The following is a 270-nucleotide window of genomic DNA, read 5'->3' on the forward strand; positions in this document are numbered from 1 at the left end:
CAATGAAAAAATGGTTAATATAGTAGGACATTATGAAAGCATTAGTAATTGTTGCACACGGCTCACGACGAGCGTCCTCCAATGATGAAGTACGGGAGCTTTCCCGTAGCGTTCAGAATAAGGTCGGCGCTCAATATGCGATCGTCAATACTGGCTTTTTGGAGCTGGCTGAGCCATTAATACCCGACTCAATTATCCAGTGTATAGAGCAGGGAGCATCTGAAGTAGATGTCTTGCCTTACTTCTTGTCAGCCGGTAGGCATGTTATAG

1 protein-coding gene is annotated in these 270 nt (G+C 44.8%); it reads left to right on the forward strand.

The genetic code is table 11. The features are described 5' to 3' along the window. Nucleotides 1-32 precede the first annotated feature (32 nt). Nucleotides 33-270: sirohydrochlorin chelatase (locus A3729_RS10515; RefSeq protein WP_068633794.1), on the forward strand; the 238-nt coding region annotated here is incomplete at its 3' end.

The organism is Oleiphilus sp. HI0043 (assembly GCF_001634935.1).